At 63.5% G+C, this 22,696-nt stretch carries 11 protein-coding genes and 1 pseudogene; 6 read left to right on the top strand and 6 right to left on the bottom strand.

Annotated features, from left to right (window positions below):
- Window positions 1–95: 95 nt before the first annotated feature.
- The 5 genes and pseudogenes from C5F75_RS31655 to C5F75_RS31640 all read right to left on the bottom strand — a co-directional run bounded on the left by C5F75_RS31655 (window position 96) and on the right by C5F75_RS31640 (window position 14,227).
- A complete protein-coding gene (locus tag C5F75_RS31655) occupies window positions 96–1,835 on the bottom strand; it encodes a ShlB/FhaC/HecB family hemolysin secretion/activation protein (protein ID WP_059581566.1) in 1,740 nt (579 codons plus the stop codon).
- A 540-nt stretch (window positions 1,836–2,375) separates the two neighbouring features.
- A complete protein-coding gene (locus C5F75_RS36555; protein ID WP_124658165.1) occupies window positions 2,376–2,720 on the bottom strand; it encodes a hypothetical protein in 345 nt (114 codons plus the stop codon).
- 410 nt (window positions 2,721–3,130) lie between these two features.
- Window positions 3,131–3,760: pseudogene (locus tag C5F75_RS31650) on the bottom strand (polymorphic toxin type 22 domain-containing protein); the annotation flags it as partial.
- A 216-nt stretch (window positions 3,761–3,976) separates the two neighbouring features.
- Window positions 3,977–13,312 (bottom strand): hemagglutinin repeat-containing protein, encoded by a 9,336-nt coding sequence (locus C5F75_RS31645; protein WP_181035504.1) that lies wholly within the window; start codon window positions 13,310–13,312, stop codon window positions 3,977–3,979.
- A 438-nt stretch (window positions 13,313–13,750) separates the two neighbouring features.
- Window positions 13,751–14,227 carry an OsmC family protein gene (locus C5F75_RS31640; protein WP_104013326.1) on the bottom strand — a complete coding sequence of 159 codons (477 nt, stop codon included), beginning with the start codon at window positions 14,225–14,227 and terminating at the stop codon, window positions 13,751–13,753.
- A gap of 130 nt (window positions 14,228–14,357) precedes the next feature.
- Here C5F75_RS31640 and C5F75_RS31635 point away from each other — a divergent pair, with 130 nt between their 5' ends.
- Entirely contained in the window at window positions 14,358–14,999 is a 642-nt protein-coding gene (locus C5F75_RS31635; RefSeq protein WP_059581559.1) for a GntR family transcriptional regulator, read from the top strand.
- Window positions 15,000–15,025: 26 nt separating this feature from the next.
- On the opposite strand, the gene C5F75_RS31630 is transcribed toward C5F75_RS31635, so the two are convergent.
- A complete protein-coding gene (locus tag C5F75_RS31630) occupies window positions 15,026–16,051 on the bottom strand; it encodes a LacI family DNA-binding transcriptional regulator (RefSeq protein WP_060011182.1) in 1,026 nt (341 codons plus the stop codon).
- 189 nt (window positions 16,052–16,240) lie between these two features.
- On the opposite strand from C5F75_RS31630, the gene C5F75_RS31625 reads away from it, so the two are divergent.
- The 5 genes from C5F75_RS31625 to C5F75_RS31605 all read left to right on the top strand — a co-directional run bounded on the left by C5F75_RS31625 (window position 16,241) and on the right by C5F75_RS31605 (window position 22,596).
- Window positions 16,241–17,398 carry an ABC transporter ATP-binding protein gene (locus C5F75_RS31625; protein WP_060011180.1) on the top strand — a complete coding sequence of 386 codons (1,158 nt, stop codon included), beginning with the start codon at window positions 16,241–16,243 and terminating at the stop codon, window positions 17,396–17,398.
- 8 nt (window positions 17,399–17,406) lie between these two features.
- Window positions 17,407–19,398: a beta-galactosidase gene (locus C5F75_RS31620; protein WP_060011178.1), complete on the top strand. Its 1,992-nt coding sequence runs from the start codon at window positions 17,407–17,409 to the stop codon at window positions 19,396–19,398.
- A 66-nt stretch (window positions 19,399–19,464) separates the two neighbouring features.
- The gene (locus C5F75_RS31615) at window positions 19,465–20,724 is read left to right on the top strand and encodes an ABC transporter substrate-binding protein (RefSeq protein WP_060011175.1); all 1,260 of its coding nucleotides are present in this window, start codon (window positions 19,465–19,467) and stop codon (window positions 20,722–20,724) included.
- 54 nt (window positions 20,725–20,778) lie between these two features.
- The gene (locus C5F75_RS31610; RefSeq protein ID WP_060011173.1) at window positions 20,779–21,723 is read left to right on the top strand and encodes a carbohydrate ABC transporter permease; all 945 of its coding nucleotides are present in this window, start codon (window positions 20,779–20,781) and stop codon (window positions 21,721–21,723) included.
- Between the two features lie 21 nt (window positions 21,724–21,744).
- The gene (locus C5F75_RS31605) at window positions 21,745–22,596 is read left to right on the top strand and encodes a carbohydrate ABC transporter permease (RefSeq protein ID WP_060011171.1); all 852 of its coding nucleotides are present in this window, start codon (window positions 21,745–21,747) and stop codon (window positions 22,594–22,596) included.
- Window positions 22,597–22,696: the final 100 nt, after the last annotated feature.

Raw genomic sequence — 22,696 nt, 5'->3', positions numbered from 1 at the left:
CATGCACCATACGATCGAAAAAGCCGTCAGTTCTCGATCCTCGCCGCCGTCGTCTCAAACGACGGCGGGCAAAGTAGCGGATTGCGCCCACTTCGTCAGAACTGTGCGGTGAGCTGAAAGCCAACGGTCACGCGTGCCGTAGGAAACCCGGACGGCTTGTAGATTGGCGTGCCGGCAAACAGGTCGTAACCGTAGGCACCCAAGCGAGTCGCGACGCTCCCCTTCACGCCGATCACGGCCCCTGCCAGTTGCGTGCCCACGAGTGTGACCGGCTGCGGGCCCCACACGCGGCCGTAGTCGATGCCCGCATACACCGCCTGCCCGGTTTGATCGATCGGCGCCTGCAGTTCATTGCGCCAGTAAAAACCACGGGAGGCGGCCAGCATCGTCTCCCCGTCGAAGCCGCGCACCGTGTAGCGGCTGCCGATCGTCATGTCGTCGATGTAGTACAGCGTGTTGCCCGTGAATTGGCCGTGGAGGGTCGTCACGTAACGAAACGGCTGCTGCGCGATCGCGAACGGCACCGACAGGTTCGCATCGAGCACCGCCATCTTGTAGCGGTAGGTCGGGCCGCCGTCGGCCGCCACGCTGTCGTCCTGTGCGCCGAACGCACCGACGCCCTGCCGGTACGCGAGCGTGCCGTCGAACTGCGCGTTGCCGAAGTAGTGCCGATCGGTCAGGCCGAACTCGACGAACGTGTTGTTGCGGCGCTGCTGCGGGATTTCGGTGTCTTCGATGAAGCTTTGCCCGAACCGGCGTGACAGCCGGAACTGCACGCCGAACACGTCGTTCTGACTGCGCGACAGCACACGGTTCAGCTTGAAGTCGACCGTCTTCGAGTTGCCGCTCGCGACGAACGTCTGGTTCACGCCGGCGATCTGCTGGTAGTACGTGTTCGTGTACGCCGACAGCGTCGCGGTCCAGTAGCCCCACGGGATCGAATAAAAGCCGTTCCAGCCGTGCGAGCCAAGCCGCTTGTCGCCTAGCTCGAGATCTTGGCTCACGCCGATGTTGAAAATATCGTTCAGGCCCAGCGGATTGTCGATGCCGAGGGACAAGTTGCCCTGCAGCCGTCCGGTCGCGCGCGTGCCCGAGTTGTCGATCGACGCGACGACGGTCCAGGGTTTGCCGCGCTGCACGTCGAGCACGACGTCGCTCTCGCCCGGCACGTCGGCCGGCACGATTTGCATCGACACGTCCTGGCTCGACACGCGCTTCATCTGCTCGAGGCCCTGCTCAAGGTCGCGCAAGTTCAGGAGCTCGCCGTCGCGGGTAGGAAAGGCCGTTTTCCAGGCGCCGTGCAGCCTCTCGTCGGCGACGCGCACGTGGCGAATCACGCCGGGGATCAGCGACAATTTAAGCATGCCGGTCGACAGATCCTGTTCGGGCAACAGCACGCGTGTCGTGACGTAGCCGCGTGCCAAGATCGCTTGCGACAGGCCCTTGACGAGGATATCGAGGCCCTGTTTGCCGACGCACTGACCGGCGTAGTAGTCGAGCCATTCGCGCACGAAGGCAAAACGATCCATGGGCAAAGCAGACGCTCCTTGCGCTTTCACGGAAGTGGGCAGTGCGTCGGGCACATCGATCGCGAAACGATCGATCCGGAAGCACGGCGACTCCGACAGCAGCGTCGGATACCCAGCGCTCGCTGTCACGCCTGAACGCACTCCGGGCGCGGAGACGGACCGTTCGCGTTCACGTGCCTCTTCTTGTTGTCGGGATTGTTGGTCGTTGCCCGGAATGATCGGACGCGAAGTCTCTTGCGCCGACACGCTAGTCGCGATAAGCAGTAGTACTGCCGCAGCAGAATTCCCCCGGCAAATAGTTCTCATATGTATTTCTAGATATGCGATCGCGTACTAGGACTGAGACGTACGTGCTATCAATGCATCACTTCCAATCAATTTGCATGGAATCTTCAGCCCGGTCTGCCCCGATTGATTTACACACCAACATCATGCAGATGCCGATTGAATCGAATTTCACAATGGCATCACGATCATTTTTCGCACAAAAGCCACCGTCGCGAAAATGCAAAATACAAGCCCAGATAGTGCGCCGCCCACCAAAATTAATCTGGCGTCGCCTCCCCCCATAAGAAACTGTCACCATAAAAATAAGCCGCCAAAATCATGACAAATACTTTGACGAATGCAAAGAATAAAAATCATAAAAATAAAAAATAATAAACCAAACATATTACAGACCCCAACCAACTCCACATCCTGCGCGCACTGAAATTTCATGATTGAATATCAGTTGATAAGCTAGTCAACGCGCCTCGCTTGTACGCAGCAATTTCTGGCACTTAGAAATACTCGCGGCGTCGAAAACCATCGCTATTGAACCATTCCTGTCAGTTGCCGGAGCAGTTACTGATGCAAAGGCACCGCCCTTACAAAACGATCGTTCGCCAGCCTCGTTTTTACCATCACCCATCCGCGCGCGAGCAATGTATTGCCGTAGATTCTCTGTAGATCAACGCTCCACGTTTTCCGCTCAATACTCAGCAGGAGATAAACTCTCGAAAACGTTGTTTTCCCATTATTATCATAACGAACAACGCGTCCGCCATCGTTAATAATCGCCTGCATATCGTCGCGCATCATCGCCAGCTGATCGAATAACTGAGTCTGCGTAGGATCAGCTTGACAGGATCGAACAAGGCTGATCACTGCCACCACAAAAATTGCAATTACCGAAAATTGCAACCACATTTTAAGTTTCACCAATAGGAACCCCCGACAGGCTTCGATACCGTTGCAAGTTCACAGATGTTCCGTAGGCGACACTCATACCGGACCCATTCGCGGACGAATAGTCCGGAGCCCGGAAGCCAGGGCCTGCCGGTTTTCCCGAGTTGCTCGACAAAGCGGCCTGCTCCCATATTGGCGTTGCTGGTCGGATCGCTGCTTGCAATCGCGCCGCTCAACTCGTTCAGCTTATCGACCGCTATTAATCTGATCAGTATGCCAAGCGCCTAATAAAACCATTTTCTTATCAGACGTCCGCCAATAAATGCGCAAGCAGCGGTTACACTAACCCAGTAAGCAATTTTTTGTCCACGCGTCATCTTGGCCCACTGATCCGGATTCGGTCCTCCGCCGACTGCAGCCATTTAAGCCTCCTATTTTCCATGCCCAGTTACTTCGGATGAATGGCCCCACGGCATTACGCCGAAGGAAATAGAACCCGGCTGACCAATACCAAATTCAACTGCGGTACTTCCGCCATAGGCGTGAGTTATTGCACCAATCACATTGACGCCAAATGGGGTAGGCACAGAAATGAACGCCTGATTTCCATCCCCTGTCAAGAAGTTTCCTGCTTTCGTCACGGTGTCTGCCCCGAGTATGTAGCCGATAGTCGAACTGACCCCGGGTCTGTACGACACCGAAGATGGGTTGGTCATGGAAACGCCTCCCGAAACATACGTCGAACCGTCGTACAGATTCACCGTACCACTTACGTTTCCAGAAAGCGCGCCCACATTGACCGTCATGTAGTCAGGTGCCAAACCGCGTCCTTGCTCGTTGACGCCCGCATAGCTGCCCGACGCATTCCCCTTGCTCTGGCTGAAGCTCGCGCTGGCGCCACCCTGACTGATGCTGAAACCGCCACCCGAACTCGACTGATGCGCCGCGCTCGACAACGTGTCCTGGACGCTCACAATGTTCAGATTCCCGCCCACATCGGCATTCACGTGATTGCCCTTCACGTTCGAGCCAATGATGTTCGTATCGCCATCGAGGATCATTTTTTTCGCACAAAAGCCACCGTCGCGAAGATACAAAAAACAAGCCCCAACAGAGTTCCGTTCACCAAAACGAATCTCGTATCGTTGCTCGCCCACAAGAAGCCACCGCCATAAAAATAGGCCACAAAAATCATTACAAATGCCTTTATGGAGGCAAAGCATATAAATGAAAGCAAGAAAGCCACTAAATACAAGGCAATCAATCTAAGCATTTCTTCACTTCCCAATTCGAGATTTGGCATCGTTTATCGCTTTCGTTCCTGCTTCAGCGCCGGCTGCACCACCGATACCAGCACCAATTGCAGGAACATTGTTCGGGTTAAACAGATTTTGTCCCGATGATCCCGACCAAACTCCAGTTCCGGACCAACCGAAGCTACCCATCCCGGATTTCGCCAACGCAGAAATTAGATTTTGCATGGCGAGCCCCGTCACATAGCCGATAGCCGCCGCACCTGCGTTCACTGCCGCGCCGGTTGCAATGCTGTCGTGTTTCCCGGAAATCGCATTGTTTGTGACAGTATCAAGAGCACCTGTTACAGAATTTATTACGACGTTCCCAAAGAACTTGGTATAGGTGCCGGCTCCGCCAGCCATTGCGGCATACCCAACATCGACTGGATTGACCGTGCCATTCTGAATGTACTGTGAAGTCGCATTTACACCACCAGTTAGGACGCCAATCCCAACAGGCGACGTCCACGCGCTGGATCCCAACGCTCCAGTTGAACCAAAAATTGGCGCGCCCGGGATAGCAGCTAACCCTGCAGCAATCTCTGGCGCCAACCCAGCAGTTACCAGCCCGCCGGCAATGACGAGTCCGGCCTTTGGATTAGCCACTGCGCCCGGCAACGCCTTCTGCTCCGGCGTCAGTGAACCATCCTTGTTCCCAGACAAGAACGGACTGTTGTACTCCGCCGGCGTCGCATGGAACAGTCCGCCACCATTCTGACTGATATAGGCGACCGCGGTTGCGTCCCCTCCCGGCCCCTTGCTTGCCGCCGCGTCCACCAAACGATAGCCGTTCGCCAGCAACATATTCCGCGCTTGTTCCACGGTGAGTGCTTTCCCGGTCTTTTCTTCATAGAACTTCGCGAAGTCCTTCGCCTTGTCCTTCGCCCACTGTCTTTCATCAGGGTGAAGCTGCCGGTTAAACCGATCAACGTTGTACCCCGAGAACGCTCCCGCTTCACCGCCCACAGCAGCGCCGGCACCCGTCGCAAGCGCGTTCGCCACGATGTTGCCCAGTGCCTGATTCATATTGGCGTTGCCGGTCGGATCGCTGCCTGCGATCGCGCTGCTCAGCTCGTTCAGCTTGCCCGACGCTATCGATGCAATCGCGGCACCGGCGGCACCGCCTACCGCATTACCGCCCGCCAGCCCTGTCACCAGCGCCGCACCGGCACCTTGCATCAGCGCGCGATTTGCTCCACCTTCCTTCCACGCGTCGACTCCCGCCTGATCACCGTTCGCGGCGGCGTCTTTCATCATCTTGTCCGCGTAGTCCCCGATCCGGCGCGACACCGCTTCGCCGGCCGCGCTGGCTGCGGCCATCATGTCCGCTTGATTGGCCAGCAGGTTCTGCATGTCGGGAAGTTTGGCGACCGTACCATTCGTGTCCGCCGTATCACGATTCAAGCTCGCCACATCGTGCTTCTGGTTCGCCGAATCGGTGATCGCGACTGTTCCGGCGCTGACGCCGCTCTTCGTCGTCGCGCTGTCGCTACCGCTGTCGTTTTGGCCAAGCATCGGCGCAGCGCCGCCTGCATTCTTGCCCGACGCGCTACCGTGCGTGCTGTAGTTCATCCCGCCGTCGCCGGTCGTCGCGCCCGCGCTGAAGCCGCTCGAGCTCGCGTCGTAGTGCGACTGGTTCTGGATGTCCGAGAACGAGAGGGAACCCGTCGTCAGCGAATTCTTCGCCGCATCCGCGCTACTCGCGATCAGCCCGCCTTTCAGGTCGGTATTGCCGGTGACGTTGATATTGAAGCCGCCATCACCCGCTTGGATCCCGGCTTGCTCGTTGACGCCCGCATAGCTGCCCGACGCGTTGCCCTTGCTCTGGCTGAAACTCGCACTGGCGCCGCCCTGACTGATGCTGAAACCGCCACCCGAACTCGACTGATGCGCCGCGCTCGACAACGTGTCCTGGACGCTCACAATGTTCAGGTTCCCGCCCACATCGGCATTCACCTGGTTGCCGTTCACGTTCGAGCCGATGATGTTCGTATCACCGCCCGAAATGATCGTCACGCCGTTTGCCGCATTCACGTGACTGTTGTTCTGCGTGGCCAGATCGCTGTTGCCGTCGCCATTGGCTTTCGACATCGCCGCCGAGATACCAAAGCCGCCCGTGCCGACCGACACGCCCACGCTCGCACTTTTCGAGTCGTTCGTACTGCGCGTCGAATCGGTGTCCGTCGTATTGACGATATTGACCTGATTCTTCGCCGCCAGAATCACATCGCTCGCGTTCACGTTCGAGCCGGCGATCGTCACATTGCCGCTGCCCGGCTGATCGTTGCCGGTTGCCGCAAATGCCACCGTTCCGCCGGCGTTCACATTCGAGCCGCGATTCGTCACGCTGTTCTCGGTAAACGCGCTCTTGCTATGGCTGCTGCCGACGCTGAGTTCGACCTTGAATTGGGGCGTCTGGCCTGCTCCCAGCGCGTTGACCACGTCGCCTGCAGCCACATTCGCATCCCACGCCGCACTCGCCGCGGCCATCCCGTGCAGCGCTGCTGCACGGCCATCCTGGCTATTACTGGACGCACGCGATTGACCCACCGCATTCGACACCGCGTCGATTACCGGCGCCTTCAGCGCCAGCGTCAGGCCGCTCTTCGACACTTCCTGCGTCTCGCCGCGGTGGTTCTTGTCCTGCGCGGCGTCAATCGTAACGTTCGCGCCTGTCCCGCTGAGATTCTTCGCTGCGATCAGGTCGCTGCCGGTCACGTGCAGATCGTTGCCAGCCGCGATGCTCAGGTTGCCGTTCAGCGAGCCGATCGTGCTGGCGTTGTTCGACACCTCGGCGCTCTGGTTGGTTGTCTTCAGCGAACTGCTGCCCACCGACACCGACAGTCCGCCGCCCGACATCAGCCCGGATTCCTTCTTGTTGTAGTAGCTCGACGACTGCAAGGTATCCTGCGACGTCGTTACCGTTACGTTACGCGCTGCCGTGAGCGTCACGTCATTCGTTCCGACGATGGTGCTGCCCTGAACATTGACGTCCTTTCCACTGACGATGTTCACGCCGTCCGCTGATACCAGACTACCCTGATTCAGCGTCATCGTCTGGTCGATCCCGCTCGCGACCTTCACGCCGCTCACGACGTTGCTGTGGCTATGCGTCTCGTGTGAGTTCAGCTCATGCGTTTCGGTCGCCGCGCCGATATTCACGTCGCCGGCCGCCATCAGGTTCGCATTCCCCTTGTCGAGGCTAACCGTGCTGCCACTGATCGTGAGATCCTTGCCCGACGCAATCGTGACCGTGTCGCTGCCTTTAAGCGTCGTCCCGGTCAGCGCCTGATCCGACGTGTGCAGCGTCTCCGCGTAACTGCCGTGACTATCGCTGCCCGAACTGTTGCTGTTCACGGTCGACGTCGCGCTCGCTGCGCCGAGCGTGACGTTGCCCTTGGCTGCGATCGCCCCGCCTTGGCCGAGGTCGATCTGCGCACCCTTGGCGGTTAGATCTCCGCCGACGCCAATCAGTGAAGCACCGCCAACCTGCACAGTGCTGCCGGTGACCTTGTTGATGTCTGTATTCGACACGCCGTTCGCGCGCTGCACGATCTTGTGCTCGCCGGTCTGGACCGCGCCGAGATCCCAGTTGCCGCCGACATTCATCCCGAGATTGCCGCCGACCGACACGTTGCCCGCGTTCTGCTGGAAGTTGCCGCCCGTCGTGATCGACGCATTGCCCACCACGTCGAGTTTGGCGGTCGGCCCGAGCGTCGTCACCACGCTCGTCGCGCCGTCCCGGCTCACGCGCGTGTTCGTCTTCGTCGCCGTGTCGAGAATCAGGTCTTTCCCGGCATCCAGCTGCAGGCTGCCAGCCTTCACGTTGGCCGACGTCAGATCGATGTTGTTGTCGGTCTTCAGCGACATCAGCCCGCCGCTTTGCAATGCGCCGAACGCGCTGTCGATCTGCTTGCCCTGGATCTCCAGCGTGTTGTCGGCCTTGATCGTGCCGCTGTTCGTGAACGACTGCGCATTCTGGAAATCGATGTTCGTCGCGCTGATCAGCGGGCCGTTGATATTCTGCTGATTCGCCTGCGCGAGATATACGACCGGCACCAGCACCGACTGGCCGTCGACCACGCGCGTCTCCATCATGATCACGTTGCCGGTCAGCTTCGACACCTGCTCGGCCGACAGGCTCGCGCCCATAGGAAGATCGAGCGACCTCGACAGATCCGCGCCTGCCGTCATCAACGACTGATACATCGTCTGCAGGTCCGCGTACGGGCCGAGCACCGCCTTGCCGGTGAGCGCCGTCACCTGATTGCGCACCAACTGCTGTTCATAGAAGCCGTCGCCAAGACGCTTCGGAATATGCGTGAGATCGATGCCGAGCTGGCCGAAGAAGTAATCGCTCGAAATGAAGTTCTTCTGGTTCGTGAAAGCCGGGTTCGTCTCGATCACGTAGCTCGCGTTCGGCGCGGTGGTCGGCTTGAACAAGCCTCCTTGCGGAATGGTGAGGTTATTCAGGACGTTCAGCGCCGTTGCACTGGCGATGATCGGATCGACCGGCGCCGGCGGACCGCCGTGCACCGACGACGCCCCCGATTTCGCGCCGCTCGCGTTACCGCTCAGATTGGCGGGCGTGAGGCCCGGCACCGACTGTCCCGGCAACAAGCCGTGCGACGGAATCGATGTGTTGGCCGCCGAGTTGTTGACGCTCACACCCGTACCCGAGATCGTGCCGTTGGAACTCAGCGTCGAAAAATAGCCCGGCAGCGTGTAATCCTTGATCGACGCCGGCGCCGCCTGCGTATAGCCGCCCGGGCGCCCCGTCACGAACGGTGCATTGCCGAATGGCAATTGCCAATCGTGTTCGGTGTTGTCGTAGTTGTTGTAGTGGTACTGCCCGGAGTACGAGACCGTCACGCCCGGCAGTTTCTGGCCGGACGCCGCCCAGCCATCGGCGTCGTAGTGCCCCGGCACCTTGATGTCACCGACCGCCGCGATATTGCTCCAGTAGTTTTGCAGAGTGCCGACCGACGACGCATCGATCTTGCCGCCCGACACGATCTGCGCGGCCGGGCTGATGTCCGTCACGGTCGTCGCTGTCGCGCTGTCGGCATAGTACGTCGTCTTCTGGTAGCCGCTATTCCACTGCCCACCGTGAGGTGGATCGGTCGGAACCCCGCCCACGAAATCCAGAAAGAGCTCTCGCTGTTCGGGCTTGCTCAGGTCGACCCAGTGCACGTCTCGGCCGGCACAGGCATCCATGTACACCGCCACGCATCCGGACATGCTGATGCCGAACTGCGCGAGCAATGCCGGATCGATCTGGCTGGTGGACGTCTTCATCACGCGGCGCGTGCTCGTCACCTTGTCCGCATGCAGTTCCATGTCGCTGCCGGACTGGATCAGCGCCGACACATTGTTGACGAGCCCCGCGTTCGTGTAGTTGCCGCTCGCGTCCTTGCCGCCTCCCAGTACGACTTTGCCCATCCCGAAGATGGCGGTCGTCGCCATCGAATCGGTCGCGGTCGTGTCGTCGCGGTTTTCGATGTCGCGTGCGAGGATTTCGAGCGTGCCGTTGCTGTCGGATGCGCCGATCAGCGCGGTCGGGCCGAGGTTCGAGATCGTATTGACGGCGTTAAGCGACGCGCTGGCGCCCACGAGCGCACCCGTGTTCGTCAGATTGATCGATTGCGTGTGCAGCAGGCCGCCGGCAGTCAACGCGCCCACGTTGACGATGTTGCCCGCGTTGACGCTCAGATTGTTGACCGATTGCAGGTTCGCAATGTTCGTGAAGGTGCCGGGCAGCGTGAAGGCGAGATCGTGGCCGACGTTGAACTGGGTGTCGGCCGCCGCAGTGTAGTCGCCCTGCAGGTTCACGTTGGCGTCGTGCGTTGCGCTGTACGTGCCGCCGCCCAGCAGCGTGGCCGCCGACACCGACAGATCGTGCGTCGAGCTGATCTGTCCGTTCGTATTCGTGATCGCGCCGGTCGTCGTGACGTCCACGTCGCCGTTCGAATTCGTGACGTTGCCGATGGTGCCGCCGCTGTTGTCCAACGTGCCGCCTTGAACATGCAGCGACGCGCCGCTGAGCTGGCCACCTTGCGTGTTACTGATCGACGCGGCGCTGACCGTCACATCGCCGTTGCCGGTAATCGCGCCCATGCCCGCTACGCCGCCGGCGTCGCTGTTGGCGATCTGGCTGCCGCCTTGCACGGTCATCTTGCCGGTGCCGAGGCCGACAATGGCGCCGTCCGCGTTGTCGATCGACGCGGATTGAATGGCGAGCGTGCTGGTGTCGCCTGGAACCGATTGCCCTGCCTGGATGTGGCCGCTTCGGTTCGACAGCGCCCCACCGTTCTTCAACGACAGCGACGCGTCCGATTGCAGCAGGCCCTGTGCGTTGTTCACGTCACCCGCAATCGTGGCGTTGATACCGCGCTGCGCGGCAAGAATACCGCTCGCGTTATTCCAGGAAGCCGCGTTGACGATAGCTTGTCCCTTCGTCACGATGGTACCGGACGCGTTGTTCAGCGCGCGGGCGCCATTGCCCGGCGCAATCGTCAGCGTGCCGGTGCCAGCATGCGTAATGGTGCCGCCTGCGTTGTTCAACTCGGCCGGCTCAAGCGTCAGATCCGTGGCATTGGTCTGGATCACGCCGGCGGCCGAGTTGTCGAGCGTGCCGCTGACGTTCATTCCCATCGCCGACGAGCCGTACTGCGTGATCGTGCCGCCGTGATTCACGAGGTTCGCGGCCGTCAGCGCGAGCTGATTGGCTTCCAGCTTGCCGCCGCTGTTGTCGAGCGTGAAATCGGTGAGGACCGACAGGTTCGGTGCGACGACTGAGCCGCCCTGATTCGTCATGGAGCCCGTGCGGAGCGTCGCATTCGTGCCGGCACCGATCTGGCCGCCGTCGTTCGCGAGCGTGCCGCTGGTGACGCTCAGATCCATGTTCGACAACAGCTTGCCGCTCGCATTGTTCAGCGTGCCGGCGACGGTTGCCGCCAGTCCGTTCTGCGCGTTGATCGAGCCCGACGTGTTGTTCAGCGTGCCGGCTTGCGCGACCACGCGCCCGTTGCTCGCGATTGCGCCGCCGACGTTCGATACCGAGCCCGAACCATTGCCGAGCGTCAGCGTGCCGGTTCCAGCATGCGTGATCGTGCCGCCGTCGTTCACGAGTGCCGTCGGCGCGAGCGTCAGGGCGGTACTGTTCGTTTGCAGCGTACCGCCACTCGAATTGTCGAGCGTGCCCGACACGTTCACGTTCATCGCGCCGGCGCCGGTCTGCGTGATGGTGCCGCTGTGATTCACGAGGTCGGTCGCGGTCAGCGACATCTGGTCGGCCTGCACGGTGCCGGCGCTGTTGTCGAGCGTCGTCGCGCTGACCGTGGCCGTCTGACCAACGATCGAGCCGCCGTTGTTGATCAAGCGCGCGCCCGCATCGACCGCTATCTTTTGCGCAGCCTGCAGCGTGCCGCCGCCGTTGTCGACCGACTGGCCCGCGATACGTAAATTCGTGTTCGATGTGATCGTGCTGCGGTTGACAACGTTTGCGCCGCCGACCGACACATCGCCGTTGCCGCCGATGACACCGCCTTGCGCGCCGTTCGCGGTGGTACCTGCCGCATTGATCAATTGGCCGCTCGTCGTGACCGAGAGGCCGTCTGCGTTGAGCGACGTGATCCGCCCCGCCGTGTTGTCCAGTGACGCGCCGGCCACCGTCATGCCGGCCGCGCTTTGAATAGTGCCCTGGTTGTTCGCGATATCACCGCCACGCAGGTCGGCCGTGCTTTCGGATACGAGCTCGCCCGATTGGTTGGCGATCTGGCCGGCGACATTCACCGACAACGCGCTCTGTGACGAAACCTTGCCGCTCTGGTTCGAGAGGGCACCGCCGGTCAGCGTCGTGCTGCCGCCGCTCGACAGGTTGCCGTGATCGTTGATCATCGTGCCCGAAGCATCCGCGTGGACGTCGCCTTGCGCGCTCGTCGTCGCGTTCGACAGGTTCATGTCGCCGGCCCTCGCGTTCAGCGACAGATTGCCGTTTGCTGCGGTCTGGCTGCCGGCGAGATTCACGCTGCTGCCGGACAGCGACGCATTGCCGCCTGCCACGTTCTGGCCGGTTGCGCTCAGTTGGCCCGACGTCGAGACGTTCAGGTCGCCACCGCGGCCGACGGAGCCATCGTTGTTCACACCCGCGCCGAGCGTACCCGTCGAATTGACGGTGCCGGCGTTCACGATCGTATTCTGGCGTGCCGCGAGCGTGCCGCTATTCTTCAAATCGCCGGCCGTATTCACCGACGCCGATTGCTGCGCGTACGTGGTGCCGCTATTCTGAATTCCGCCGGTAGCCGATAGTGCGAGGTTGCCGCTCGCCGTGGTCTTGCCCGTGAGCACGAGCCGGCCGTTTGATTGCAGCGTCAGGTCACCGGCCTGCGCAGCGATCGTACCGGCATTGGCGACCCCGACACCGAACTCGTTGGACGCCAGGAAGATCCGATTACTATACATACCGCCTAACTGGCTCACGTCGATCGCGACTGACGGAGCGGGGCCGTCGCCGGCGATCGGCGTCGCGGCAAGCGTGTCGTGGTTGACTTGGGCCGCGCCGGCGATCACGTTCAGGTTCTTCGCGTAAACCGCAGCGTTTACTTGCACCGCGCGGGCGATAAGGTCCACTTGATCGGTACCGGTTGCGTTCAGGCCAGCGCCCGAGACGGTCACGAGCCCGCGGTTAACGTTGTAACCGGCGAGCGAACCATCGGCGCCGTAGTACGGCACGCCCGTTGTGAGGGTTGCGCGACTGGTGTTGATGAAGGACGCGCCATCAAGATAAATGCCCGACGGATTCGCGAGGACGAGCTCCGCCCGGGAGCCGGCGATCTCCAAAGCGCCACGAATTTGGGAAGGATTCGGACTGTTGACCTGATTGACGATGATCCGCGCGGCCTGCCCAGCGCCGAAGTTCGGGTTGCCGTTGATCCAGCCCGCCTGCTGGGTCTGAACCATCGTCGGCGAGTTGTTCAGGATCGCGCCGGCCTTTTGTACGTCGAACTGATTGTAGGTATTGACCGATACGCCGGCGCCCGAAGGCTTGGCCACGTTGACCTGCGGCAAGCCGTTCGGTGTCTGGATCACGTGGGTGCTCGTGCCCGGCGTCGGCACGATCTGCGCATCGGACAAGGTGGGGAACATGCCAAGCGCAGCAACGCCCGCTGCTACGACGTGCACACCGGATATCGACGAGCGTCGACGTGCGCGTGCGTCGGCTGTTGCGGATTTGCCCTCGGCGATCGCCGTCTCCGCGACGGCCACCACGATACCCCGAAGCCTGGAATACACCAGGCGATGCGTATTTTTGTTCACTCTCGTTGACGCGGCCCGCGTCCATTCGTTGGATTATCGAGCGTGAGCGTACCAAAGCACTGGTAAATCACTGTCAACAATTGCTAAGCCGTTGAAGAAACACCACAAATTGTGAATTTCGGATGCGTCTGATTGACATGCGCCGTGGACATTTCCTGTCAGATACGTAAGGCATACTGACGGACAATCGGACTGACTTTTCGCATAAATTTTGTTTTCCGATTTCTCTCGCACGACTCCCGTGCGAAAATAATCGTTATCGTATGCAGTCAATTAAACAAGAGGCATTCGACATCGATGGCGCGCCCGTAGCCCACTCGGTCACAATAAACGGGCGTATATCGGAAGCACGACTCGCATCGCTATCCCGAGCGTCCATGCAGGCGCATTGATCTGCTCGAAAATGTCCGGCTACGAACGAGGACTGATTGCTCCGAGCTAGGCTGCCTCGACCTCGATCACCGGCTCGCAACGAATCGGAAAATTGACCGAATTCGCGATATAGCACTTCGCGTGCGCATCGTGATGCAGCCGCTCGGCGAGCGCGCGATCGTCGCCCGCCCGGATCATCACCCGCGGGCGCGGCACGATTTCGGTGAAGCGCCCGGCTTCGGCGCTATCGACCATCGTGCCTTCCGCGTGGTCGACATAGGCCAGCACGCGGATGCCGGCCTCGGCGCACAGATGCAGATACCAGAGCTCGTGGCATGCCGATGCCGACGCGAGCAGCAGATCTTCGGGGTTCCAGCGCGCGGCGTCGCCGCGGAACGCCGGGTCCGACGAACCGGGGATATCCGGCTTCGAACCGGCCCGGATCACATGATCGCGACCGTACTCGCGATAGCCGGACGTGCCGGTGCCGCGATTGCCCGTCCACTCCACCGCGACGCGATACCGGTGTTCGCCAGATGCCATTTCGCTCTCCATTGAGGTTGGTTGCCCCACCGGGCCGAACACCGTTGCGTGCAGCCCGTCGATGGTCGCCATTGTGGCACTGGATGGCCGTTTGGTATACCATTATTCCAAAATCAACGAACAGGCACGCATGGAAGCCAAACTCGACTCCACGGCGGACGCGATCGCCGCGTCGCTGCGCGACATGATCATCAACGGCGAACTGGCGGCCGGCGAGCGGCTCGTCGAGCGCGACCTGGCCGAGCGGTTCGGCATCAGCCGGATCCCGATGCGCGAGGCGATCCAGCGGCTGGAGCGCGAAGGTTTGCTCGATATCTTCCGGAATCGCGGCGCCGTCGTGCGGATGCTGAGCGCATCGGACGTGCAGGAAATCTATGATCTGCGCGTGCTGCTCGAAGGCGATGCAATCTACCGCAGCGTGAAGCGGCTCGACGACGAAACGCTCGCGCGCGCCGAACTCGTGCATCGGCTGCTCGGCGATGCAACCGCGCCGCGCCGGCAGGGCGAGCTGAACCGTGAATTCCACGCATTGCTGTATTCGTGCTGCGGCAACGCGCGGCAGTTGAAGTCGATCGCCGAACTGCGCGGCCAGGTCGAACGTTACGAGCGCCTGCAGGCCACGCTGCTCGCGGACACACCGTCGTTCCAGGTCGAGCACGAAGCGATTCTGCAGGCATGTCGCGAACGCAATGCACGCGCGGCACGCGCGATGACGGTCGCGCATCTCGAGTCGGCAAGAAACATCGTGCTGCGGCTCGTCGAAGGCGGCTGAGGCGGCGCACGACCGCCCGCGCCTCGCTATGCCGCGTGCGGTACCGGCCCCGTCGTCCCGCGCACCGCCAGCGTCGGCGGTGACGCGACCCGCACGCGCGATGCGTCTCCACCCTGCCCGCCCGCCTCGCGCAGCGTATTGAGCAATTCGACCGCGAGGCCGGCCGCCTCGGCGGTCGGGATCGCGACGGTCGTCAGCGTGGGCCGCGTGTCGCGGGCGAGATGGATGTCGGTGATGCCGACGATCGACAGATCGTCGGGCACGCGCCGGCCGCGATCGGCGGCCGCATGCATCGCGCCGATCGCCGGCAGGTCGTTGGTCGCGACGAGCGCGGTCAACCGCGGGTGCGCATCGAGCAGCCGGCCCGCCGCACGCAGTCCGCCTTCGATCGAATCATGCTCGGCCGCGACGATCGATGCGTCGAGCCCCGCGTCGCGCATCACGTCGACGAAGCCGTCGTAGCGCGCCGCCTGCACGCCGCTCGCCGCACCGCCGACGATCACGCCGATCTTCTCGTGACCGAGCTCGAGCAGATGCCGCGTCGCGATCCGTCCGGCCTCGCGGAAATCGATCGCCACGCACGGCAGGCCGTCGGGCGGCGCGTCGGGCCGCTCCCACAGGCACAGCACGACCGGCACGCCGCGCCGCGCGACGTCGAGCAGATCCGGCAGGTGCAGGTTCGCATTGGTCACGAGAATCCCCTCGGAGACCGTGCCGGCGATCTGGTCGAGATACGCGCGCCCCTGCAACGGGTCTTCATTCGTATTGCAGACGATCAGGAACTGCCCGTTGCGGCGCACCGCGCGCTCGACCGCCAGTGCGAACTCCGGATAGAACGGGTTCGCGATACTCGATACCATCAGCGCGACCGTCGGCGCACGGCCTTCGGCCAGCGCCCGCGCGGCGAGATGCGGCCGGTAGCCGAGCGCGTCGACCGCTTCGAGCACGCGCGCCCGCGTCGCGTCGCCGACCCGGCCGCGGCCGCGCAGCACGTTCGACACCGTCGCGGCCGTCACGCCGGCGCGGCGCGCCACTTCTTCCAGTGTTGCCATCGTTTGCCCACTATATGAGACGTCGATCCAGTATTTGCTTCGCTCACCGAAGCGGCGCACTATCGCCGCACACCTTGCCGCCCGACCGACGGGCGCGACTCGGCCGCGATCGCATCGCCTCTTTTTTTGATCGCGGTGATTAAGCGCTTAATCAAGCAGGATGGCGCATTAAAACATGGAGCGGAGACAATGGCGAGCATCTCGATGCGGCGCGTGCAGAAAGCCTATGGCGAGCACGCGCCGGTCATTCGCGACGTCGATCTGGAGATCGGCGCGCACGAGTTCTGCGTGTTTCTCGGGCCGTCCGGGTGCGGGAAATCGACGCTGCTGCGCATGATCGCCGGGCTCGAGGATCTGAGCGCGGGCGAGCTGTCGATCGACGGCCGCCGCGTCGACGACGTGCCGGCCGCCGAGCGCGGCGTCGCGATGGTGTTCCAGAGCTACGCGCTGTTTCCGCACATGACGGTGTACGAGAACATGGCGTTCGGGTTGAAGCTCGCGCGCGTGCCGAAGGCCGAGATCGACCGGAAGGTGCGCGACGCCGCGCGCATCCTGCAGCTCGACACGCTGCTCGAGCGCAAGCCGAAGGCGCTGTCGGGCGGCCAACGGCAACGCGTCGCGATCGGCCGCGCGATCGTGCGCGAGCCCGGCGTGTTCCTGTTCGACGAGCCGCTGTCGAACCTCGACGCGGCGCTGCGCGGCCAGACCCGCATCGAGATCGCGCGGCTGCATCGGCAATTCGAGCGCGCGAGCGTCGTCTACGTGACGCACGACCAGACCGAGGCGATGACGCTCGCCGACAAGATCGTGCTGCTGCACGCCGGTGCGGATACCGCGCGGCACGGCAGCATCGCGCAAGTGGGCGCGCCGCTCGACCTCTACCACCATCCGGCCAGCCGCTTCGTCGCCGGCTTCATCGGCTCGCCGCGCATGAATTTCCTGCCGGCCGTCGTGGCCGCGTGCGACGCGCATCGCACGACCGTCACGCTCGTGCCGTCCGGCGAAACCTTCGTGCTGCCGCGAGACGGCTCGGCGCTGGGCGCCGGCGCCGCCGTCACGCTCGGCATCCGCCCCGAGCACCTGACGCTCGGCGCCGCGCCCGACGCGACGACGCTCGCGCGCGACGTCGCGCTCGTCGAACGCCTGGGCGAACAGACCTACGTGCACCTCGACCAGCCCGGCCAGCCCAACGCCACGCCGCTGATCGCGAAGGTGCCCGGGGACGCGCAGGTCCGCACCGGCGAACGCGTGCACGTGCACGCGCCGGCCGCGGCCTGCCACCTGTTCACCGAAGACGGCCGCGCGGTGCCCGCGCGCGCCGACGTTCACGTTCACCACTACGCATAAGGATCGGCATGCGCCTCGGAGTCTGCTACTACCCGGAACACTGGCCGGAATCGATGTGGGCCGACGATGCCCGCCGGATGAAAGCGCTCGGCATCGAGCAGGTGCGGATCGCCGAATTCGCGTGGAGCCGCATCGAGCCGTCTCCCGGCGAATACGACTGGGGCTGGCTCGACCGTGCGGTCGACGTGCTCGGCGCGGCCGGCCTCGAGATCGTGATGTGCACGCCGACCGCCACGCCGCCGAAATGGCTGGTCGACCGCCATCCCGACATTCTCGCGATCGGCGCCGACGGCCGGCCGCGCGCGTTCGGCTCACGCCGCCACTACGATTTCTCGTCGCCGACCTATCTCGAAGCGTCGCGCCAGATCTGCACGGCGGTTGCCGAACGCTACGGCCGCCACCCGGCCGTGCGCTACTGGCAGACCGACAACGAGCTGGGCTGCCACCAGACGGTCGTCAGCTATTCGCCGGCCGCGCTCGTGCGCTTCCGTGCATGGCTGAAGGCGCGCTACGGCACGATCGATGCGCTGAACCGCGCGTGGGGCACCGTGTTCTGGAGCATGGAGTATCGCCATTTCGACGAAGTGGACGCGCCCGTGGGCACCGTGACCGAAGCCCATCCGTCGCATCGCCTCGACTACCGGCGCTTCGCGTCCGACGAGCTCGCGCGCTATCACCGGATGCAGGTCGACGTGATCCGCGCGCATTCGCCGGGCCGGCCGGTCGCGCACAACTTCATGCAGCTGTTCACCGAGTTCGATCACTACGAGGTCGCGCGCGACCTCGACATCGCGACGTGGGACAGCTACCCGCTCGGCGCGCTCGAGGAACAATGGTTCGCGCCCGACGTGAAGGCGCGCTGGCTGCGCACCGGCCATCCGGATTTCGCATCGTTCAATCACGACCTGTACCGCGGCATGTCGAAGCGGCCGTTCTGGGTGATGGAACAGCAACCGGGCCCCGTGAACTGGGCGCACTGGAACCCCGCGCCGCTGCCGGGCATGGTGCGGCTGTGGAGCTGGGAAGCGTTCGCGCACGGCGCGGGCTGCGTGTCGTACTTCCGCTGGCGGCAGGCGCCGTTCGCGCAGGAGCAGATGCATGCGGGCCTGCACACGCCCGACGACAGGCTCGACGAAGGCGGGCGCGAAGCGCAGCGCGTCGCGCGGGAAATCGCCGCCGTGCTCGACGCCGGCCCGGATGCCGACGCGAACGGTGCGGTGCGTGCGCCCGTCGCGCTCGTGTTCGACTATGAAGCGAAGTGGCTGTTCGAAGTGCAGCCGCAGGGCGCCGATTTCCACTACCCGCGTTTCGCGTTCGAGTACTACTCGGCGCTGCGCTCGCTCGGCCTCGACGTCGACATCGTGTCCGCGCATGCACCGCTCGACGGCTATCGGCTCGTCGTCGTGCCGCCGCTGCCGATCGTCCCGGACGATTTCGCGTCGCGGCTCGCCGCATCGGGTGCGCACGCGGTGTTCGGCCCGCGCACCGGCTCGAAAACCGCCGACCTGCAGATTCCGCCGGCGCTGCCGCCCGGCCCGCTCGCGTCGATCCTGCCGGTGCGTGTGTGGCGCGTCGAATCGCTGCGGCCGAACCTGACCGAACGGATCGACGGCACGCTACGCGACGGGTCGCCGCTCACGGGCGCGGCGCGCCACTGGCGCGACTTCGTCGAGCTGCACGACGACACGCGCAGCGTCGTGCACGCGCGCTTCGCCGACGGCCATCCGGCCTGCCTATCGCACGGTACGCTGCATTACTGGGCCGCGCTGTTCGACGATGCGACCACCGTGCGCCTGTTCGCCGATATCGCGGCCGAAGCCGGCCTGGCCCCGACGCCGCTCGGCGACGCCGTGCGCGTGAGCCGCCGCGGCGGCCTGACCTACGTCTTCAACTACGGCGACACACCGCACGCGATCGACGCGGTACCGCCGTCGGCGTTCGTGCTCGGCGCCGCGCAGGTCGAGCCGCAAGGCATCGCCGTGTATCGAAGCCGTTCGTAGCAACCGCCCCGGCGCGAAGACGCGCCGGTCACGCACAAACAACGACACACAGGACTGGAGACACTCATGACCCATCGCCCCCTTCGCGTCGCTGCCCGCCTGGCGACCGTCGCCGCCATCGCATCCGCATCGTTCGGCGCCGCGGCGCCCGCCGATGCCGGCACGCTGACGATCAACATCGCGTTCAAGGGCGCGAGCCAGCGCGCCGTGTGGCAGTCGACGATCGAAGCGTTCCACAAGGCCCATCCCGACATCGACGTGAAGCCGACCTTCGTCGACGAGGAAGCGTACAAGGTGCAGCTCCCCGCGTGGCTCACGACCGTCGCGCCGGACGTCGTGAACTGGCACGCGGGCGAGCGGATGGCGTACTACGCGAAGCGCGGGCTGTTCGAGGACCTGAGCGGCGACTGGACGAAAAACGGCTGGGACGCGATGTACGCGTCGACGCGCAGCGCCTCGTCGTACAACGGCAAGCAATACGCGGCGCCGACCGTCTACTACTCGTGGGGGCTGTTCTACCGCAAGGACCTGTTCCGCAAGGTCGGCATCGCCGACGAGCCGAAGACGTGGGACCAGTTTCTCGATGCGTGCAGGAAGCTGAAGGCGGCCGGCATCACGCCGATCGCGATCGGCGGTCGCGACGCGTGGACGCTCGCCGGCTGGTTCGACTATCTCGACCTGCGCCTGAACGGCAACGCGTTCCACCAGCAGCTGATGGCCGGCGACGTGCCGTACACCGACCCGCGCGTGAAGAAGGTCTACACGACGTGGAAATCGCTGATCGATGCCGGCTACTTCATCGACAACGCGCTGTCCTACGATCTCGACGGCGCGCAGCCGTTCCTGTTCCAGGGCAAGGCCGCGATGATGCTGATGGGCACCTTCATCGCGGCGGGTTTCCCGCCCAACGTGAAACCGGAAATGGGCTACTACCGCTTCCCGATCATCGACCCGAAGGTGCCGACCGCCGAGGACGGCCCGGTCGAATCGCTGCACATCCCGACCAAGGCGAAGAACAAGGCCGACGCGCACACGTTCCTCGCATTCGTCGAAACGCCCGAGATCGGCGCGAAGCTCGCCGAAGGGCTCGGCTCGCTGTCGGCCAACAGCAAGTCGCCCGAGCCGGCCGATCCGATCTCGCGCATCGGCTTCCGGATCCTCGCCGACACGAAGGGCGGCGTCGCGCAGTTCTACGACCGCGACATGACCAAGGAAATGGCCGACGAGGGGATGAAGGGCATGCAGCAGTTCGTCGCGAATCCCGCGCAGCTCGATACGGTGCTCGCGCAACTCGAACAGACCCGCAAGCGGATCTACAAGAAGTGACCGCGTGACCCAACCGGCGGCCGCGGGCCGCCGTGTCCGTTCAGGAGGCTTGCCGTGTCCAGTCCGACCACGTCCACCCCGCGCGACGGCACCGCGCCGCCGTCGCGCGGCTCGTCCGCCAGCGCATTGCGCGCGCGCCGCCCGTCGCCCGCCGTGCGGCGGCAACGGCGCGCCGCGTGGCTCTTTCTCGCGCCGGCCTGCGCGATGGTTGCCGTCTATGTGATCTGGCCGATCCTGTCGACGCTGTCGCTGAGCCTGTACAACTGGGACGGGATGACCGAGCGCACCTTCGTCGGCCTCGCGAACTACGCGGAGCTGCTGCATGCGCCGACGTTCTACACGGCGCTGCGCAACAACGTGATCTGGCTCCTGCTGTTCATGCTCGCGCCGCCGCTCGGCCTCGCGCTCGCGCTGTACCTGAACCAGGCGGTCGGCGGCATCCGGCTCGTGAAGTCGCTGTTCTTCGCGCCGTTCGTGCTGTCGGGCGTGGTGGTCGGCCTGATCTTCTCGTGGTTCTACGATCCGACCTTCGGCCTGCTCGCGCTGCTCGCCGGGCATGGGATCCCGGTGCTCGGCGACGCGCGCTACGCGACGTTCGGCATCGTATTCGCCGCGCTGTGGCCGCAAACGGCGTACTGCATGATCCTGTACCTGACCGGCCTCACGTCGGTCAACCCGGAACAGATCGAGGCCGCGCGGATGGAAGGCGCGCGCGGCTTCGCGCTGCTGTGGCACGTCGTGCTGCCGCAACTGCGGCCGACCACGTTCATGGCGATCGTCGTCACCGTGATCGGCGCGCTGCGCAGCTTCGACCTGATCTCGGTGATGACGGGCGGCGGCCCGTTCGAAAGCTCGACCGTGCTCGCGTATTACATGTACGACCAGGCGATCAAGTACTACCGGCTCGGCTATTCCGCGTCGATCGCCGTCGTGCTGTTCGCGATCATGCTCGTCTACATCGTGTTCCAGTTGCGCCGCATGCTGCGCAACGAACAGTGACCTTTCGGGAGTTCACTCATCATGTTTCCGACACCCGTTGCCCACTGGAAGCCGATATCGCGCCGGCTGTACAAGCTGTCGCTGCCCGTCGCGCTCGTGATCTGGCTGCTGCCGATGATCGCGGTATTCATCACGTCGGTGCGCTCGACCGAGGAACTCGTCGAAGGCCACTACTGGGGCTGGCCGCGGCACTTCTCGATGATCGAGAACTATCGCGACGCGCTGACCACGTCGCCGATGCTGCATTACTTCTGGAACAGCGTGCAGATCACCGTGCCGTCCGTCATCGGCTCGATCGCGCTCGCGGCGATGGCCGGCTTCGCGCTCGCGACCTACCGGTTTCGCGGCAATACCGCGCTGTTCGGCACGTTCGTCGCCGGCAACTTCGTGCCGGTGCAGGTGCTGATGATTCCGGTGCGCGACCTGTCGCTGCGGCTCGGCGTATTCAATACCGTCGAAGCGCTGATCCTGTTCCACGTCGCGTTTCAGACGGGGTTCTGCACGCTGTTCCTGCGCAACTTCATCAAGCAGCTGCCGTTCGAGCTGATCGAGGCGGCGCGCATCGAGGGCGCGGGCGAATGGACGGTGTTCTGGCGCATCGTGCTGCCGCTGATCCGGCCGGCGCTGGCCGCGCTCGCGATTCTGGTGTTCACGTTCGTGTGGAACGATTATTTCTGGGCGCTGTGTCTCACCCAGGGCGACGAGGCGGCGCCGATCACGGCGGGCGTCGCGGCGCTGAAGGGGCAATGGACGACGTCGTGGAATCTCGTATCGGCCGGGTCGATTCTCGCCGCGCTGCCGTCGGTCGCGATGTTCTTCGCGATGCAGAAGCATTTCGTCGCGGGGCTCACGTTCGGCGCGACGAAAGGCTGAGCGCGCGCCGATCGCGTTTTCGGATCTCCCCCTCCGCATCGTGAGGTTGCCCGCTTCGGCGGGCTTTTTTCATGCGTCGCGGGTTCGGTGGATCTCGTTT

Source organism: Burkholderia anthinoferrum (assembly GCF_002925705.1).
Lineage (GTDB): Bacteria > Pseudomonadota > Gammaproteobacteria > Burkholderiales > Burkholderiaceae > Burkholderia > Burkholderia semiarida.
This window is presented reverse-complemented; position numbering and strand designations above follow the sequence as displayed.